Source organism: Mucilaginibacter sp. (genome assembly GCF_039207105.1).
In the GTDB taxonomy this organism is placed as follows: domain Bacteria; phylum Bacteroidota; class Bacteroidia; order Sphingobacteriales; family Sphingobacteriaceae; genus Mucilaginibacter.
In genome coordinates this window covers 1-17,699 of record NZ_JBCECK010000098.1, presented here as the reverse complement: position 1 = coordinate 17,699, position 17,699 = coordinate 1, and the positions used below count along the sequence as shown (strand labels likewise).

Below are 17,699 nucleotides of genomic sequence, written 5' to 3'. Positions count from 1 at the left end.
TGACCATACCGTTAACTGGCAGTTTTTCTGTACTGAGGGTCGTAATTCAGGTAAATGGACAACTATCCCAGTACCTTCCAACTGGGAGTTTCAGGGGTTTGGTAAGTACAACTATGGGCTGGCTAAAGACAGCCTAAGGGGTAAAGAGAAGGGGATGTACAAATATGAATTTACGGTACCTACAACCTGGCAGGGTAAAGCTATAAATATTGTCTTTGATGGCTCCATGACCGATACCGAGGTTAAGTTGAATGGCCAATCGGCAGGGCCTATCCATCAGGGTTCATTTTATCGTTTTAAATACGATGTAAGCAAGCTATTAAATTACGGTAAGTCTAACTTATTGGAAGTTACTGTTTCTAAACATTCGGCTAATGCTTCAGTCAACGCAGCAGAAAGAAAAGGCGATTTCTGGATATTCGGCGGTATTTTCAGGCCGGTGTTTTTGGAAGCGTTGCCTAAAACCAATATCAATTATTACGCTGTTGATGCCAAAGCAAACGGCAATTTAAAAGCTGTTTTAAGGTTATCATCGGCCCAAACAGGTACAATAACCGGACAGGTTTATATGCTGAACGGCCAAAAGTTTGGTGCGGCGTTTACAGCAAAAGTTAATGCCGGTGATACATTGGTGAATATCAGTACTCATTTAGCCTCCCCTAAATTATGGACACCGGAATCACCTAATTTATACAATGTGGTTTTCACCCTTAACCAAACTGGGAAAGTTGTGCACACTGTAAAACAAAGAATCGGTTTCCGTACGGTGGAATTACATGAGCACGATGGTATTTATGTTAACAATGTCAAGATCAAATTCAAGGGAGTAAATCGTCATTCTTTTTGGCCAACTACAGGTAGGGCTTTAAATAAGAAGACCAGTATTGAGGATGTGCAGTTGATGAAAGATATGAACATGAATGCGGTGCGCATGTCGCATTACCCGCCTGATGATCATTTTCTGGACGTGTGCGATTCACTGGGCTTGTTTGTATTGGACGAGCTAACCGGCTGGCATCATAATTACGATACCCAGATAGGTTCAAAATTAGTCAGGGAACTGATTGAAAAAGATATTAATCATCCCTCAATAGTGGTTTGGGATAATGGTAATGAGGGTGGCTTTAATTTTAATCTCGACCATTGGTTTGATGAGTTGGATATTCAAAAACGCCCGCTCATACATCCATGGGGAATTTTCAGAGGTACAAATACCCAGCACTATATCAATTATGATTATGGCATTAATACCGGTATCAACGGTCATGATGTGTTTTTCCCGACAGAGTTCTTACACGGCTTATATGATGGTGGCGCGGGTGCCGGCCTGGAAGATTTCTGGAACCAGATGTGGTATACACCAATTTCGGCCGGTGGTTTTATCTGGGATTTCGCTGACGAAGCCGTAGTTAGGGCCGATAAAAATGGCGAACTGGATACAGACGGAGATCACGGCCCGGACGGTATAGTTGGCCCTTATCACGAAAAGGAGGGTAGTTACTTTACTATTAAAGAAGTATGGAGTCCGGTATTTCTGGAGCCGCGTGAAATTACCTCGGCTTTTAACGGAACCCTGCGTTTGCAGAACCGCTATTTTTATACCAATCTTAAGCAATGCAGCTTTAATTACAAGTTGATTAAGCTGGACAATCCCTATCAAAAAACAAATACACCAGCAAAAACAGGTGTAATAGCGTCTCCAGATGTAGTGCCTGGGCAATATGGTAATCTGCAGGTACAATTACCAACAGGCTGGCAAAACTATGATGTATTGTATATTACCGCTTATGACGTAACCAAACATGAGTTATTTACCTGGAGCTTTCCCATCAGTAGCCATGATATATTAACAGCCGGAATTATCAAGAAAACCGGTGGCAGTAAGGCGCAGTTAGAGGAAACAGATTCGTTATTCAAGGTTAAAGCTAATAACGGAATTGAGCTTGAATTTAACCGAAACTCCGGCATATTAGTAAAAGTAAAAAACGCTAAAGGCGATATCCCTTTTAATGATGGCCCCATATTGATTGAAGGGCAAGGGCAAAATGGTTTCCAAAAACTCATACATCGCTACGAGGGTGATAATCTGATAGTAGAAGGTGTATTCCCACCAAAATTAACTGAACCGATGTTGAGGTGGACGATATATCCATCGGGTTGGGTACAATTGGATGTAAAATATTGGCCAATAGGCGAGGATGCAACTCTGCTTGGTGTAAATTTCTCCTTCCCCGAAAAGGAAATCAAAGGAGTAACCTATCTGGGCGATGGTCCTTACCGGGTTTGGAAAAACCGGATGAAAGGAACCCGCTTAGGCGTTTGGGACAAAACATATAATAATACTATTACTGGCCAGGGCAAGGTAGTTTACCCAGAGTTTAAAGGTTATTACTCCAACCTGTACTGGATGAAATTGGAAACCACTGGCCAGCCGCTAATCATTGTATGTAACAGCCGTGATGTATTTATGCGCCTATTTACACCGGCTAATCCGTTAAAAACATATAATGTGGCACCGGCTTTTCCATCGGGCGATATATCATTTATGCACGGAATCACGCCTATCGGCACCAAATCACAAAAGCCAGAGAACTTAGGAGCTGCCGGCAGAAAGAATCAATACTTTAATTATGACAAAAATATAGAGGATGCGCTGTCGCTCAATTTATACTTTGATTTTTCTGGTAAGTAATGTATAAATTATTTGCACATATATCCGTGACTTTAGCCTTTGTTTTAAGCATAGGCTTAAATGCCTATGGAGATATAAGTCTGCAAAACCTGAAGTGTGAAATGTTACTGAACCCGTTGGGTATAGGCACAACACATCCGCGTTTAAGCTGGCAAATTGTGAGCGATATCCGCAATATCGATCAATTAGCTTATCAGGTAATGGTAGCTTCCACACCGGAGCGGCTGGCTAATAACCAGGCTGATATTTGGGATTCGCGAAAAGTAAGTTCTGATAAATCTATCATGGTTAACTATGCAGGTAAACCATTACTAAGCCGTGCAAACTGTTATTGGAAAGTTAGGGTTTGGACAAACAAAGGCGTAAGCTCCTGGAGCAAACCTGCCATGTGGACAGTAGGTTTACTGAACCAGGCTGATTGGAAAGCACAATGGATAGGTTATGATAAAGGTTTTTCCTGGGATAGCATATCAAAGTTTTCACGTCTTTCGGCCCGCTACTATCGTAAACAGTTTGACGTTAAAGCAGGCATTAAAAAAGCTACTGTTTATATCATTGGCCTGGGCCATTATGAGCTGTATATAAATGGCAAGCAGATCGGAGATCAGGTATTAGCCGAACCACCTACCGACTATACTCAATCGGTCAAGTACAACACATTTGATGTTACCGATAATATTAAGCAAGGACAAAATGCAGTGGGTACCGTATTGGGCAATGGTCGTTTTTTTACCATGAGGCCAATATACAAACCTAAAAAGATCAGAGAGTTTGGTTTTCCGAAAATGTTGCTGCAACTGGAGCTCGAGTATACCAATGGCACCAAACAAACTATAGTGAGTGATGGCAGCTGGAAATTTACTGCTGATGGGCCCATCCGTACTAATAATGAATATGATGGCGAGGAGTATGATGCTACTAAAGAATTTGCCGGCTGGAACAACATTGGTTTTAACGATAAGGCATGGTTAAATGTAGAACTGGTGCAGGCGCCGGGAGGCAGGATTGAGGCTCAGATGAATGAGCCCATTAAGGTAATGGATACCATAAAGCCTGTAAGCATAACTCAGGCTAAGCCTGGTACGTGGATCATGGATATGGGCCAGAATATGGCAGGTTGGGTGCAAATGAAGGTAAAAGGTAACCGCGGAGATAGAGTAACCCTTCGGTATGCTGAAACTTTGCAACCCAATGGTGAATTGTACGTTGCTAACCTGCGCGACGCCAAGGTAACTGATATATACACGCTTAAAGGCGGTGAGCAAGAAACCTGGCATCCTGTATTTGTTTATCATGGTTTCAGATATGTGGAGATCAGCGGATATCCTGGTAAACCTGAAATAGCCGATTTTGAAGGACAGGTAGTATATGATGCCTTAACAACCACAGGTAGTTTTGAAACTTCAAACGGGTTGATCAATCAGATATATCATAATGCTTATTGGGGGATACTCAGCAATTACAAGGGCATGCCTGTTGATTGCCCACAACGTAACGAACGTATGCCCTGGTTAGGCGACCGAGCCGTTGGTTCATTGGGCGAAAGCTTTGTTTTTGCTAATGGGAATCTGTATGCTAAATGGCTGGATGATATAGCCCAATCGCAAAAGCTAAATGGGGCTATACCAGATGTAGCACCGGCATACTGGAACTATTACAGTGATAACATGACCTGGCCTGGTACTTATATCCTGGTGGCTGATATGCTGTATCGTCAGTTTGCTGATGAAGCACCCATCAAAAAGCATTATGCATCTATGAAAAAATGGATGGATTATATGTGTGGAAAATATATGAAGGATAACCTGATTACTAAAGATAAATATGGTGATTGGTGTGTACCTCCTGAATCTCCTGAACTTATTCACTCAAAAGACCCTGCCCGTAATACCGACGGGCAATTGATAGCATCAGCTTACTATTATCATTTTCTGGGCTTGATGCAAAAGTTCGCTATGTTGACCCACAATCAGGCTGATGTCAAGACCTTTGCTGCCCAGCAGGCAAATACGGCTACGGCTTTCAACCAAAAGTATCTGGATAAAAAGAATTTTAAGTATGATAATAATACCGTTACAGCCAATTTATTACCACTTTATTTCGGTATTGTCCAAACTGAAGCTCGACAGGCTTTATTTAAAAATATTGTAGATAAGATACAAAACGAAGCAAAGGGACATATCAGCACAGGAGTTATTGGTACCCAATGGTTGATGAGAGGATTGTCTGAATATGGTCGCCCTGACCTCGCTTATCGCATAGCCGCCAACAGCGATTACCCAAGTTGGGGTTATATGGTAAAGCACGGCGCTACCACCATTTGGGAACTTTGGAATGGCGATACTGCAGCTCCGGCCATGAACTCTCATAATCATATTATGCTCCTCGGTGATCTGATAGCCTGGTTTTATCAGGATTTAGCGGGAATTAAAACCGTGGGTGCCGGCTTTAAAGAAATTGTAATGAATCCCTCTGTTATTCATGATTTAGATAGCATTAAAGCATCGTATCAAACTCCTTACGGCTTGGTGAAAAGCAATTGGACTAAGGCGAAGGGGGATTTTAAGTGGCATATCACTATTCCGCCAAATAGCAAGGCTTTGGTTTATTTACCATCAACCATAAATTCCGGGATTACAGAAGGAGGGAAACAGATGGCAGAAGTAAAGGACATTAAGCTTATTAAAATGGAAGGTGGACGGGCTGTTTTTCGGGTAGGATCTGGCAATTATGATTTTGAAGTTAAAAACTAATTCATGTATAAACAGTATTAATGATGAAAAAATTGAACATAGCGGGTATAGCATTAGTAGCCATGCTGATGCTAACTACTTTAACCAAAGCGCAAGAGCAGACTGCTACAAAGTCCGCTACAACTCCTGAAGCACAAGCCAAAGCGGATGCAGAGGTTGATAAAAAAGCTACTGATTGGGTAAGCTCACTAAACCTGAACGATGTTGCGAAACAAGCACGTGTAAAAGAACTGATAGCCACTCACTTGAAAGCTGTGCGCGATTGGAACAATGGCCATTCGTACGAGTCGGTACCCGCTGGCATTAACCCTGAAAGCGGTAAGCCTTTAAGCACAATGGATAGGCAGATCATTGTTAACTCGTCGCTGCCTAAATCTGTACACGAAAACCTGATGGCGGGCCTCCGCAAAGACCTTAGCGAAGAGCAGGTTGAAGCCGTGCTTGATAAATATACTATTGGTAAAGTAGCTTTCACCCTGGCTGGTTATAAAGCCATAGTCCCCGATTTGACCGCTACAGAAGAAGCTATCATATTGGCTAATCTGAAACAGGCTCGCGAGCAGGCAGTCGATTTTAAAAACATTAAACAAGTATCAGCCATATTTGAGATCTATAAGACCAAAAATGAGCAGTACCTCAACAATAATGGCCGTAACTGGCACCAATTGTTCAAGGCTTATGTAGATGCTGCAAAGGCAAAAAAAGCAGCCGACGCGGCTGCCAAAAAAACAGCACAATAAATCCAAAGCTATGTATAAAAGAACGATCATATTGCTAATAGCTTGTTTTATTACGGCAAACTGTTTAGCCCAAACCAAGCCCTGGCGCAAAGGTGTTTTGACTGATGAATTTATTTACGAAAAAGCGCCTTACCCAGAATGTCATGCTTCCACCATTGTCGAAACATCAAAAAAAGGTTTGGTGGCTGCCTGGTTTGGTGGTACCAAAGAGCGTAACCCGGATGTATGTATTTGGGTAAGCAGGCTGGTTAATGGCAAATGGACAGAAGCAGTTAACGTAGCTAATGGTATTCAGAACGATACTTTACGCTACCCATGCTGGAACCCTGTATTATTTCAGGTGCCAGGCGGCGAATTGTTATTGTTTTATAAGATAGGTCCAAGTCCGGCCAAATGGAAAGGTTTTATGAAAACCTCTGCTGATGGAGGTGTTACCTGGTCGGCACAAAGGGCTCTGCCTGAAGGTATTTTAGGCCCGATTAAAAATAAGCCTGTCTGGCTGAAGGATGGTACCATATTAAGTCCGTCAAGTACCGAAGGAAATGGGTGGCAGGTGCATTTTGAAGCCAGTAAGGATAAAGGAAAAACCTGGACACTGATAGGCCCAATCAACGATGGCAAGGAGTTAAAAGCTATTCAGCCCAGCATCCTGTTTCATCAAGATGGCAGCTTGCAGGCGTTGTGCCGCAGTCAGAATCGGGCTATATTAAGTACATGGTCAAAAGATAATGGTATAACCTGGTCGCCGCTTGAAAAAACAAGTCTGCCCAATAATAACTCCGGTACCGATGCTGTAACACTAAAAGATGGCAGGCAACTACTGGTATATAATCATGTATTGCCTCCGGGTACATCGACTAAAGGCGCCCGTACACCTTTAAACGTGTCGGTATCAAAAGATGGGATTAACTGGTATGCCTCGGCTATTCTGGAGGATTCGCCCATTAGCCAATATTCTTATCCGTCAGTTATTCAAACGGCTGATGGTTTGGTTCATATTGTTTATACCTGGCGCAGGCAACGTATTAAACACGTAGTTATTGACCCTAAAAAGCTTGATCTGAAAGAGATCAAGAATGGAGAATGGCCTAAAGTGGCGGGTTATACATTACCCGAAATAAAAGGCGAGGTTGACGTACTTAAATAATATAATCATGAAACAGCATAAAGTATACGTTTTATTAATATGCCTGCTATTGAGTAAGGTAGGTTTACATGCACAGCAAACTACTGATGGGCAGTATAAAAAAACGTTGAAAGAAGTGCTGGATGAGATTCAACTTAAATATCATGTATCTATTAAGTATTCGCCAGCTATGGTTAATGGTAAATGGGTAAATTACGCCGAATGGCGCTTTAGGCCCGATGTGGATACTACGTTAACTAACGTCTTGACACCGCTCGACTTAAAGGTGAATAAGGAAGGGCCTGGTAAGTATAAGCTAAAAGAATATGAATACTACCGATGGGCCATAACTGATGGTTGGAAAGAACTTGACCGCATAGCATCTCAATATCATGATAAAGCGAGTTGGGAAATGCGCAAAGTAGAATTAAAACCTGAGTTATTTAAGGCCTTGGAGTTATCGCCGTTACCAGCCAAACCCGCGTCAAAACCAATAATCACCCCAAAACGTGTATTTGACGGTTACACGGTAGAGAATATCGCTATTGAAATATTACCGGGACTGTATATCAACGGATCATTATACAAGCCGCTGAAAATAAAAGGGAAAATTCCGGTAGTGTTAAGTCCCGATGGGCATTGGGAACACCAGCGTTACCGTGCTGACTGTCAGTTGCGTTGCGCTACGCTGGCACGAATGGGGGCTATGGCCTACAGCTATGATCTTTTTGCCTGGGGCGAATCTTTATTACAGTTTAAAGAAGAAGATCATCGCCGCAGTTTGGCACAAACCATTCAGGTATTAGGTGCTATCCGGATACTGGATTATATGCTATCGCTCAAAGAAACCGATCCGGCAAGGGTGGGCATCAGCGGAGGATCTGGGGGCGGAAGCCATACCGTACTCATGACAGCGCTGGATGATCGAATCAAGCTTAGTGCCCCTGTAGTATCGGTATCTTCCTACTTTTATGGAGGCTGCCCTTGTGAAAGTGGAATGCCTATACACCAATGCGGAGGAGGAACAGATAACGTAGAACTGGCTGCCATGGCAGCGCCACGACCTCAATTGCTAATATCTGACGGACAAGACTGGACGGCCCAAATGCCCGAACATGACTTTCCTTACCTGAAAAAAATGTACGGTTATTATAACGTTCAAAACCTGGTGGAGAATGTGCATATCCCAACAGAGGGGCATGACTTTGGGCCATCTAAAAGATACCCGCTATATGAATTTATAGCTAAAAACTTTCATCTGGATATTAATGCCATAAAAGATAGGGCGGGAAAAATAGATGAGTCAAAAGTAACTGTTGAAAAAGAATCGGCCATGTATGTGTTTGGCAATCATGGTGAAAAATTACCAGCCAACTCTATAAAAGGATTTGACCAGTTACAAAAAGTTTTTGCAGCATCTACTAAACCATAAAATATGAAGGGCAGATTAATATTGATTTTAGGTATAACACTTTTAACAGGTTTTCCACTAAAGCATTTGTATGCGCAAAACAACTCCGCTAAACAACGGTACAAGGTTGCTGTGGTTGATCTGATGATATTAAAAAGGCAAAAGCTGGGTGCTTTTCAGCTTACTAAAGATATAGGTGCCGATGGGGTTGAGGTAGATATGGGAGGCTTGGGTGACAGGGAAACCTTTGATAATAAGTTGACCATTGATTCTGTACGTAAACAGTTTCTAGGTAAAGCCAAAGAACTCAATTTGCAAATACCTTCTATGGGCATGACAGGTTTTTTTGCTCAATCGTTTGCAGAGCGACCAACGGCCGTAAAGGCGGTTGAAGATTGCATTAATACCATGAAGCAAATGAACGTAAAAGTTGGCTTTTTGCCTATGGGTATTAAAGGCGATCTGGTTAAATATCCAAATTTGCGACCGGCTATTGTATCACGGTTAAAAGAAGTAGGGAAAATTGCTGAAAAAGCGGGTGTTGTAATAGGTATTGAAACTGCGCTGGATGCAAAAGGCGAATTGAAATTACTCAAAGATATTGGCTCGCCTGCTGTTAAAAGCTATTTCAACTTTGAGAATGCCATTCAAAATGGTCGCGACTTGAATAAGGAACTACAAATCTTAGGTAAAAACTATATAGCACAAATTCACTGTACCAATAGTGATGGCCAATGGCTACAAAATGATCCGAAAGTTAATCTGGAACAAGTAAAGGAAACGCTGGATAAAATGGGTTGGAGCGGTTGGCTGGTGATTGAACGCTCGCGTGACGCCAAAGACCCCCGCAATGTGAAATGGAATTTCAGCGCCAACACTACTTATGTAAAATCGGTATTCCAGGGCCCTAACGAGTAAGTTGTAATGAATTTCATCCGCATACCTTTTATCGTTTTAATATTAGCTGTGCTATTGACAGGCAGCAGTTTCGCAGCTGAAATTTGGGTAGCACCTAATGGCTCGGATACTAATAATGGCTCATCACAACAGCCGTTGGCTACAGTTACTATGGCTATCAGAAAAGCCCGTGAATTGCGCCGGTTGAATGATCCATCAGTAAAAGGCGGAATCCATATTTGGATAAAAAAGGGAATTTATCAATTAAGTGAACTATTATTTATCAGACCCGAAGATTCAGGCACGGCAGATAGCCCTACCACTATTGAAGGTTTGGCTGCTGACCAAACCATCATAAGCGGAGGTGTTAACATCAATGGCTGGCGGAAGGTAACAGATGATATTCCCGGTTTACCTGCAGAAGCTAAGGGGAAAGTTTGGGAAGCAGATGCGCCTTTAATTGGTAATGATCTAATACAATTCAGGCAGCTTTGGATTAATGGCCAAAAAGCTATTCGAGCAAGAGATACAGATGCATCATTAATGAACCGCATTTTATCATGGGATCATAAAACTCAAACCTGCTGGATACCAAAACCTAAAACAACAAACATAAGCGGTATAAAAGGCATGGAAATGTTTATCCATCAATGGTGGGCTATAGCTATTTTGAGGGTGAAATCTGTTGAATTACAAGGTGATAGTGCCAGGTTGTTTTTTTACCAGCCCGAAAGCCGTATCCAGTCAGAGCATCCGTGGCCGGCTCCCTGGATATCAAAAAAAACTGGTAACTCAGCTTTTTATTTAAGTAATGCTATTCAGTTTTTAAATAAGCCGGGTGAGTGGTATTTGGATGCGGCGCATCAGAAAGTTTATTATATACCCAGAGAAGGAGAGGATTTAAAGACCGCTGTAGTTACAGCTCCTTATCTGGAAAATTTATTGAAGGTTGAGGGAACTATTGACCATCCTGTAAACTACGTATCATTTAAAAATATCTCTTTTCAGCATAGTGGCTGGCTACTGCCGTCAAAAATGGGACTGGTACCACATCAGGCAGGCATGTATATGTTGGATGCTTACAAGCTGAAAGTTCCGGGAACGCCTGATAAAAAAGGTTTAGAAAACCAGGCCTGGGTTGGCCGCCCGGGTTCTGCGGTTGAGGTGGTCTATGCCTCTAACATTAATTTTGAGGGTTGTCATTTTGAGCATATTGCTTCTACCGCTTTAGATTACCGCCGCGGTACACATAATGATCTGGTAAAAGGTAATCTGTTTAAAGACATCGGAGGAACAGCCATTATGGATGGTGTTTTTTCTGACGAAGCGCAGGAGGTTCATTTACCCTATAACCCGGCCGATAAACGAGAGGTATGTACCAATGACCGTATTGAAAATAACCTGATAACCGATGCAACTAACGAAGATTGGGGCTGTGTAGGTATTGGGGCAGGTTATGTAAAGGGCATCAGCATAGTACATAACGAGGTTTGCGAAGTGAATTATACAGGGATCAGCATGGGTTGGGGGTGGACAAAAACTGCCAACGCCATGAGCGATAATAAGATCACGGCTAATAAAATACATCACTATGCCCGTAATATGTATGATGTTGCCGGTATCTATACGCTCTCAGCCCAGCCAGGTTCTGTGATCAGCAATAATGTGGTAGATAGCATTTACAAAGCGCCTTATGCGCATGATCCCAAGCACTGGTTTTATTTATATACAGATGAAGGCTCGTCTTACATCACCATCAAAAATAATTGGTGCCCGGCAGATAAATTTCTGCAAAATGCCAACGGCCCAGGGAATGTATGGGAAAACAACGGCCCTCAGGTAGCCGAAGAAGTTAAAAACAAAGCGGGATTAGAGCGGCCATATCAATACTTATTAAAATACAGATCTGTTAGCCGGGAAAATCAGCCTATTAACCATAAAACGGAATGAAGAGTTTAGTTAAGCATATATGGAAACATTTAGCCTTAGTGGTTGCGGTATTATTGCTTTTTAATGTGAGCAGTCCTGATGCAATAACCAATCCTTTTTCCATTGTAGAAATCATTGCTCCATCAGGAAAAATGATCAATAAGCAGGCATTGTTGCGCATTACAAGCAAGCAAAGTTTACCCGCTTCTGCGGTTTATCAATGGAAAAATCATTTGGTTGTATACGGCAAAAATCTAAGCATAACTGCATTGCAGAAGGATATTAAAATGGCATACCCAAAATGTGGTGTTAAAATATATAGTAACCCATTTTATGATTTTGATAAAAAGCAACAGTGTGCTAATACACAGCAGGCAAAACAATGGGACAATATTATACTTACCGCTAACCTGGTTAATGACCAAAAACTGCAGCAAGAATATCTGAACTATCACGCCACTCAGTTTATAAAATGGCCGGAGGTAGCCAAAGGGTTTTGCAATGCTAATTTTCAACAGTTGCTGGTTTTTAAAAATGGCAGACAGTTAATGCTGGTGATCAGCATACCTAGGGGAGAAAGTTTGGATAAATTGAATCCAAAGACAAGTGAAAATAACCCGCGGGTTGATGAATGGAATAAGTTGATGGCAAAATATCAGGAAGGTATCCCCGGCACAAAAAACGGTGAGGTGTGGGTGTTTTTTAGCAATAAATTGATAAATCAAAATTAATGAACATAGGAATATTAGGGTTAGGCGAAGGCCGCAGTACCATGTCGGCGGCGTTGCAAAGCAAAAAATTGCAATTGAAAATGGTGTGCGATATGAACATAGAGATGTGTAAGCGCCGTGCAGAGGAATTTAACTTTCACCAGTATACTACCAATTATCAGGATATGCTTAATGATGCTGAAATTGATATTATAGCCATCTACACACCTGATCATCTGCATGCCGAACATGTAAAGCAGGCCTTGTTACATGGTAAGCATGTGGTATGTACCAAACCATTTATTGATGATTTAAGTAAAGCTGCTGAATTATTAGAGTTGGTTGAAAAAAGTGGCAAACGGGTATTTGTTGGCCAAAGCTCCCGCTTTTTTGAGCCTATGAAACGGCAACGTAAAGATTATGAAGAAGGGCAAATAGGTGGATTGATCACGATAGAGGCTTATTATCATGCAGATCACCGTTGGTTTTTGGAAAAGCCCTGGTCATTACAACAGGCATTTAAATGGTTATACGGCGGCTTAAGTCACCCTACAGATTTTATACGCTGGTATTTACCCAATATAGATGAGGTAATGGGCTACGGTATGCTAAGCTCAAATGGGGCAAAAGGCGGCTTGAAAAACCCAGATACCATGCACTTTATATTTAAAGCTAAGGATGGCCGCATTGCACGGGTAAGCGGTTGCTATACCGGGCCGGTACAACCTGTAACCAGGGATAGCGAAATGAGCTGTATTTTAAGAGGAACTGAAGGTTGTAGCCAGGGCGATTACATGGACTTGCGTTATGCCATCACCGATAAAACCGGCGAAGAGCGTATCATTACCTGGGAGCACAAACTGAAACATTATTTCCGTTTTGAGGGCAAAAGCCATCATGCGGGGGAATATCAAAATTACCTGGAATATTTTGCAGATAGCATTACCAAAGGCTATACCGCATATCCTGATATTAAAGAAGGTATAGGCACTATCGCTTTGCTACAAGCTATGGATCGTTCATTACAAACCGGCAAACCAGTAAAGGTTGATAATATTTTGGCAGAATTTAATTTATCATCTCAGCAATTAAGCGCATGATCATCTGCATGAGCAATATCGTGTCGCGGCTAACAGTACTTGATTATTCAGTGGTGATCATTTACCTCATCATTCTGATGGTGATAGGCTATCGTGCCAGCTTCGGCAATAAAAAACAACCTGACGAAACCTTGTTTCTGGCCAATAAATCGTTAGGTTGGGCAAGTATAGGCTTTAATATGTGGGGTACCAATGTGGGCCCGTCTATGTTGTTAGCCTTTGCCAGTATAGGTTACAGTACGGGCATAGTGGCTGTAAATTTTGATTGGTACGCTTTTGTATTCCTAATGTTGCTGGCACTGGTTTTCGCGCCAAAATATATTGCCGCTAAAGTATCTACCATGCCAGAGTTTATGGGTAACCGTTATGGAAAATCAACCCGAAATATTCTGGCCTGGTATGCGCTCATTAAAATGCTTATCTCCTGGTTGTCGTTGGGTTTGTTTGCCGGAGGGTTCCTGGTGCGGCAGATTCTGGGTATCCCGATGTGGCAGTCTGTTATTGTACTGGTATCATTTGCGGGCTTATTTGCATTTACAGGTGGTTTAAAGGCTATAGCGAGAGTAAATGTATTCCAGATGCTGTTACTTATTGGCGTATCGCTTACGTTAACCATTTTGGGAGTTGCCAAAGCAGGTGGGCTTTCAGCCGTATACCATCATGTACCTACTAATTACTGGAACCTGATTCATCCCGCAAGCGATGTTAAATATCCCTGGTATGCTATTTTGTTGGGCTATCCCGTTTCGGCTATTGCTTTTTTCTGTACAGATCAGGCTATGGTGCAATCGGTGTTGGGTGCTAAAAGTCTGGAACAGGGGCAACTGGGCGTAAACTTTATAGGCTGGCTTAAGATATTATCATTACCCTTATTTATCCTTACCGGTATTTTATGTTTTATCCTGTATCCACATCTTGACGATCCGGCATTGGCATACATGACTATGGTTACCAATCTTTTTCCGCCTGGTATGAATGGGCTGGTAATTGTAGTGCTGATTGCCGTTTTGGTAGGTACAATTGGATCATCCCTAAACTCGCTTAGTACTGTATTCACGATGGATCTTTATGCTGAAAAGATTAATCCCAATGCCACCAACAAAGACCTGATCAGGGTTGGCAGAATGACTGTTATAGCAGGCTGCGTATTTGCCGTTGGCATGGCCCTGGCTATTGACAGTATAAAGGGACTTAATTTGTTTGATGTATTTCAGTCGGTACTGGGTTTTATTGCCCCGCCGCTTGCCGTGGTATTTCTGTTGACGGTTTATTGGAAACGTACCACCCGTAAAGCGGTAAATATGGTTCTTTCTTTGGGTTCTGCTTTAAGTTTGGGAACCGGGGTAGTGTATTTGTGGGTATTGCCTTCTGCCCAGTATCGCTTTTGGCCGCATTATTTACTGCTGTCGTTTTACATCTTTGTTTTCCTTACTGTCGCGGCAATTATTATTTCATTGCTTGATAGTTCACCGGAAATATATCAACCCAATGAGCAGGAGATCAGCAATATCGCTAAACCTACCAAGCGTGTAAAATTTGCATGGGCATTACTCACCGCAGTGATGATTGTTTTATATATCATTTTTAACGGACATTAAATTATGAGAAGATATTATACCAATACATTAAAAAAATGGCTTGCATTTATCATATGCCTAAGCTTTTTATTTATAGCCGATATAGCTATGGCGCAACAGGCTACCTGGATATGGTACCCCGGTGATTATGAAGTTTGGTTAAGTAACAGAATGCAAAACCGACGTACAGAACGCGGCGCGTTTTTGCCACCATTCTGGAAGCTGGATAGCCACTATGCACTTATTGAATTTCATAAGGATTTTACCTTGCCTACTTCAGAAAAAGTAGAATTGGCTGTAGAGGGACAATATAATGTAAAGCTGGATGGTAAGGCATTTTCCGGTTATCCAAAATCAATCGATATTCCTGCAGGTAAGCACCGCTTAAGCCTGAAAGTTTATAACCAGGCAAGCGTGCCGTCTATTTATGTAAAAAGTGAACATCTGGCATCTGATACATCATGGCTGGTTACTTATGAGGATAAGGAATGGATAGATCAAAGCGGCAAAACCTCCGATGTATCAGCCACAAAATATGTATCTGCAGGTGCCTGGAATTTTGATGCGGCAGACAAAACCCCATCTACCTTTCGCCTGCCTACAGAAGAGCATCATCCTGAAAAAGTAGAGAAGAAAGAACACGCTATTTTGGTTGATTTTGGTAAGGAAATCTTTGGCTATGCTAAACTAAATGGCTTAAAAGGAGCAGGTAACTTGAAGTTGTGCTATGGCGAATCGAAAGAAGAAGCCTTATCAGCCGCAACCTGCGAATTGCGAGATAGCATTCATTTTGACCAGCAGCAAAAAATAAATTATACAATGGAGGGTTCCCGGGCTTTCCGCTATATCAATGTGTTGTTTGATGGTGACTTAAGTGCCGATGATGTATCTATGCTCTATGAGTATTCGCCGGTACAACAGCGCGGAAGCTTTAAGTGTTCTGATGATGAGATCAACAAAATATGGGATGTATCTGCCTATACGCTGCATCTCAATACACGTGAGTTTTTTATCGATGGTATCAAGCGCGATCGCTGGGTATGGTCTGGTGATGCTTATCAAAGCTACCTCATGAATTATTACCTGTATTTTGATTCGCCAACGGTCACCCGTACCCTGTACGCGCTGCGGGGTAAAGACCCCGTAACCAGCCATATCAATACCATTATGGATTATACTTTTTATTGGTTCATGGGTATTTATGACTATTATCAGTATACAGGCGATAAAAGTTTCATTAAACAAATGTACCCGCGCATGCAAAGTATGATGAACTTTTGCCTTAGCCGCAGAGATAAGGATGGTCTCATGAAAGGTTTACCGGGCGACTGGGTATTTATTGACTGGGCCGATAAGCTGAGTAAACAAGGGGAAGTGAGTTTTGAGCAATTGCTACTATGTCGCAGTATGGAAACTATGGCCTTATGTGCCAATATTATGCAGGATAAAACTGCGGCCAATCAATATGATAAGCTTTCAAAGGAGCTTCGATCAAAAATACTCACCTATTACTGGAACAGCCAGAAGCATGCGCTGGTACACAGTCGTGTTGATGGTAAGCAAACTGATAATGTAACCCGGTATGCCAACATGTTCTCTATATTTTTCAATTACCTGACTGAGGCACAAAAGCAGGATGTGAAAAAATATGTACTACTGAATAACCAGGTACAAAAGATCACCACACCTTACATGCGTTTTTACGAACTGGAGGCTCTTTGTGCTATGGGCGAGCAAAAGCATGTACTTCAGGAAATGAAAGCTTATTGGGGCGGAATGCTTAATCTGGGAGCTACTACTTTTTGGGAAGAGTATGACCCCAGTAAATCAGGCGCGGCTCATTATGCCATGTACGGCCGAGAATTTGGTAAAAGCCTGTGTCATGCCTGGGGAGCAAGCCCGATATACCTGTTAGGCAAGTACTATCTGGGTGTTAAGCCCACAGCGCCGGGCTATCAGCAATATTTGGTTGAACCTAAATTGGGTGGTTTACAGTGGATGGAGGGCAGCATACCTACGCCTCACGGTGATATTAAAGTGTATTGCAGCACCAAACAGATCAAGGTAAGTTCAGATAATGGTATCGGGCTATTACATTTCGCCAGCGCATCTGTACCGGTTTGCAAGGATGGAACGATGATGGCCAAAGGCAAAAATATATATGAGTTGAGCATAGAAAAAGGGAGACAATATACAGTTGATTATAGCGCCTTGTAAGGATAATGAAGAGATTAGTTTGCATATTATTTATAACAGGGCTATCATTAAGTAAGCTTTATGCCCAGTTGGTTGATAAAACTCCTGCGCCCATACCCAACGTACCGGTAATATATGATGCTGAGCCCTGGGAAAACCCACAGGTTGATGGCATTAACCGCGACCCATCCCGCGCTACTGCTTATTCTTATGCCAGCGTACAGGATGCATTAAAAGGCGATCGTGACCAATCGGGTCGTATGCTGTCATTAAACGGTTATTGGGATTTTAGCTATGCAAGCAAACCTGCTGATGCACCAAAAGATTTTTATAAAAGCAGGGTAACAGGCTGGAAAAAGATCATTGTGCCATCCAGCATCGAAATGCAGGGTTATGATAAGCCTATTTACAAAAGCGCGGTTTATCCTTTTAGGCCAGTTAACCCACCACATGTACCTCAGGATTATAATGGTGTAGGCAGTTATCAGCGTATATTCACACTGCCTGCTAACTGGAAAGATATGAACATTACCCTGCATTTTGGCGGTGTAAGTTCGGGCTTTAAAGT

The 17,699-nt window shown here is 42.1% G+C and carries 12 protein-coding genes; all 12 read left to right on the top strand.

All coding sequences use genetic code 11. The annotated features are described in order from the left end of the window. The coding region (locus AAGC65_RS17690; RefSeq protein ID WP_343113792.1) for a glycoside hydrolase family 2 TIM barrel-domain containing protein at positions 1–2,692 on the top strand (2,692 nt) is incomplete at its 5' end. Positions 2,693–2,718: 26 nt separating this feature from the next. After that, positions 2,719–5,445 carry a family 78 glycoside hydrolase catalytic domain gene (locus AAGC65_RS17685; RefSeq protein ID WP_343113791.1) on the top strand — a complete coding sequence of 909 codons (2,727 nt, stop codon included), beginning with the start codon at positions 2,719–2,721 and terminating at the stop codon, positions 5,443–5,445. A 20-nt stretch (positions 5,446–5,465) separates the two neighbouring features. Continuing rightward, complete coding sequence (locus tag AAGC65_RS17680; protein WP_343113790.1) at positions 5,466–6,185, top strand: DUF3826 domain-containing protein; 720 nt, start codon at positions 5,466–5,468, stop codon at positions 6,183–6,185. 10 nt (positions 6,186–6,195) lie between these two features. Beyond that, on the top strand, positions 6,196–7,332 hold the full coding sequence (locus AAGC65_RS17675) for a sialidase family protein (protein ID WP_343113789.1): 1,137 nt from the start codon (positions 6,196–6,198) through the stop codon (positions 7,330–7,332). A 7-nt stretch (positions 7,333–7,339) separates the two neighbouring features. Beyond that, entirely contained in the window at positions 7,340–8,743 is a 1,404-nt protein-coding gene (locus AAGC65_RS17670; RefSeq protein WP_343113788.1) for an acetylxylan esterase, read from the top strand. 3 nt (positions 8,744–8,746) lie between these two features. Then, entirely contained in the window at positions 8,747–9,640 is an 894-nt protein-coding gene (locus AAGC65_RS17665; protein WP_343113787.1) for a sugar phosphate isomerase/epimerase family protein, read from the top strand. Positions 9,641–9,646: 6 nt separating this feature from the next. Next, positions 9,647–11,569, top strand: coding sequence for a right-handed parallel beta-helix repeat-containing protein (locus AAGC65_RS17660; protein ID WP_343113786.1), 1,923 nt, complete (start codon positions 9,647–9,649; stop codon positions 11,567–11,569). Continuing rightward, complete coding sequence (locus tag AAGC65_RS17655) at positions 11,566–12,279, top strand: L-rhamnose mutarotase (protein WP_343113785.1); 714 nt, start codon at positions 11,566–11,568, stop codon at positions 12,277–12,279. The genes AAGC65_RS17660 and AAGC65_RS17655 overlap by 4 nt, the downstream gene beginning before the upstream one ends. Further along, positions 12,279–13,358: a Gfo/Idh/MocA family oxidoreductase gene (locus tag AAGC65_RS17650; protein WP_343113784.1), complete on the top strand. Its 1,080-nt coding sequence runs from the start codon at positions 12,279–12,281 to the stop codon at positions 13,356–13,358. Before AAGC65_RS17655 ends, AAGC65_RS17650 begins: the two co-directional genes overlap by 1 nt. Beyond that, positions 13,355–14,956 (top strand): sodium:solute symporter family transporter, encoded by a 1,602-nt coding sequence (locus tag AAGC65_RS17645; RefSeq protein ID WP_343113783.1) that lies wholly within the window; start codon positions 13,355–13,357, stop codon positions 14,954–14,956. Before AAGC65_RS17650 ends, AAGC65_RS17645 begins: the two co-directional genes overlap by 4 nt. Positions 14,957–14,959: 3 nt before the next feature. Next, entirely contained in the window at positions 14,960–17,152 is a 2,193-nt protein-coding gene (locus tag AAGC65_RS17640; protein ID WP_343113782.1) for an alpha-L-rhamnosidase C-terminal domain-containing protein, read from the top strand. A gap of 5 nt (positions 17,153–17,157) precedes the next feature. Next, positions 17,158–17,699 (top strand): sugar-binding domain-containing protein (locus AAGC65_RS17635; protein WP_343113781.1); only part of this gene is annotated, 542 nt, incomplete at its 3' end.

What these genes read in the sequence shown, in the direction of transcription:
- AAGC65_RS17680 (WP_343113790.1), top strand. Translation starts at nt 5,466, where the DNA reads ATGATGAAAAAATTGAACATAGCGGGTATAGCATTAGTAGCCATGCTG.
- AAGC65_RS17675 (WP_343113789.1), top strand. Translation starts at nt 6,196, where the DNA reads ATGTATAAAAGAACGATCATATTGCTAATAGCTTGTTTTATTACGGCA.
- AAGC65_RS17670 (WP_343113788.1), top strand. Translation starts at nt 7,340, where the DNA reads ATGAAACAGCATAAAGTATACGTTTTATTAATATGCCTGCTATTGAGT.
- AAGC65_RS17665 (WP_343113787.1), top strand. Translation starts at nt 8,747, where the DNA reads ATGAAGGGCAGATTAATATTGATTTTAGGTATAACACTTTTAACAGGT.
- AAGC65_RS17660 (WP_343113786.1), top strand. Translation starts at nt 9,647, where the DNA reads ATGAATTTCATCCGCATACCTTTTATCGTTTTAATATTAGCTGTGCTA.
- AAGC65_RS17655 (WP_343113785.1), top strand. Translation starts at nt 11,566, where the DNA reads ATGAAGAGTTTAGTTAAGCATATATGGAAACATTTAGCCTTAGTGGTT.
- AAGC65_RS17650 (WP_343113784.1), top strand. Translation starts at nt 12,279, where the DNA reads ATGAACATAGGAATATTAGGGTTAGGCGAAGGCCGCAGTACCATGTCG.
- AAGC65_RS17645 (WP_343113783.1), top strand. Translation starts at nt 13,355, where the DNA reads ATGATCATCTGCATGAGCAATATCGTGTCGCGGCTAACAGTACTTGAT.
- AAGC65_RS17640 (WP_343113782.1), top strand. Translation starts at nt 14,960, where the DNA reads ATGAGAAGATATTATACCAATACATTAAAAAAATGGCTTGCATTTATC.